Source organism: Caballeronia udeis (genome assembly GCF_001544555.2).
GTDB classification, from domain to species: Bacteria; Pseudomonadota; Gammaproteobacteria; order Burkholderiales; family Burkholderiaceae; genus Caballeronia; species Caballeronia udeis.
Genome location: NZ_FCOK02000207.1, coordinates 1 through 1,178, shown reverse-complemented (window position 1 = coordinate 1,178; position 1,178 = coordinate 1). Strand labels below are relative to the sequence as shown.

Annotated in this window: 2 protein-coding genes and 1 pseudogene; all 3 read left to right on the top strand. The window is 59.4% G+C overall.

Annotated elements, in window-relative coordinates; genetic code table 11:
• Positions 1–376, top strand: a pseudogene (locus AWB69_RS50225) (hypothetical protein); the annotation flags it as partial.
• A gap of 108 nt (positions 377–484) precedes the next feature.
• Positions 485–637, top strand: a complete 153-nt coding sequence (locus AWB69_RS48510) for a hypothetical protein (RefSeq protein ID WP_156529229.1) — start codon at positions 485–487, stop codon at positions 635–637.
• Between the two features lie 84 nt (positions 638–721).
• The gene (locus AWB69_RS47425) at positions 722–1,072 is read left to right on the top strand and encodes a hypothetical protein (RefSeq protein WP_062093239.1); all 351 of its coding nucleotides are present in this window, start codon (positions 722–724) and stop codon (positions 1,070–1,072) included.
• Positions 1,073–1,178: the final 106 nt, after the last annotated feature.

The following is a 1,178-nucleotide window of genomic DNA, read 5'->3' as shown; positions in this document are numbered from 1 at the left end:
GTTGGAGTACCTCCAGGTCAAGTGGGCCGCCCATCTACCTTACCGTCAGGCCACTGAGCTGCTTCGAGAGGTCCTTCCGCTGGACAAAGGGATTTCCTTCGGTAGTACTCGCCGTCGAATCCTCGCCGTCGGTAGCGCGCTGGACGCGCAGATCGAGCGCGATATCGCGTCTGAACCAAAAGCGGTCAGCGCAGAGCAGGTTCGCGAATCGACCACCGTCGGCTGCGTGAGCGTCGACTCGGCGTGGCTAAGCTTCCGCAGCAGCCCCAAGAGCCGCAAGGCGGCGCGATCTTGCGGAGCTGAAATCACCTTGGGCGCAGAAGTTGACGCAAGACCGACATGTCAACATCGTTGCGGGCTGTGCAACTCTTGCTGATCGCACCCCGCGTCTCTGCGCGTACGTGCATAAGCTGGTGCCATCGGCGCCCGCGCGGCTGGACCAATTCTCTTTGCAAGCGGCGTGGCTCCAGACGAGCGGGTCACCGTGATCAGCGATGACGCTGGCGAATTCGGCAAGGCTGTGGACGGCAGCCGGCTCGCTCGGGGAAGGATCCTGGACTGGTTTCGTATCGCGATGAAGTTCAAGGCTGCCAAGAACTCGGTGTCAGGAAGCCAGTCGACGGAGCCCCACGAGTGAATCGCTGTAGAGACAGAGATCGATCACGCCAAGTGGCTAGTTTGGCATGGAAAGAGCCGGCGATCGGCGTCCCGCATCAAGGCATTGGATGACACGCTGTTGGCGATGGAGGGCTATGAGCACTCGACGTTGTACTGGAACCTGCGCCGTCTGTACTTCTACATCGAGAACAACGCCGGTACGCTCGTGAACTATGGCATGCGCTATCACAAGGGGCTACCGATCAGCAGCAGCATTGCCGAGTCCGCAGTGAACCTGGTGGTCAGCCATCGCATGGCGAAGAAGCAACAAATGCGATGGACGGACGAGGGAGCGCACTGTCTGGCACAGGTCAGAGTTGCTGTTCTCAACGAAGAATTCTCGGTTAAGCAACTTGCCGTGTTGACCAAGACTTCTGCAGCTGAAAACTCGCCGGGTGCGCGCCGAGCTGCGTGAATTGACCTCCCACGGTTTGGTTCACTCTCGATTATTTCGGTCGGCCTCTACATCATCATCCCGGTCATCCTCGCTCAACTGCTGCGCCGAATGCTGATGGCGAAGG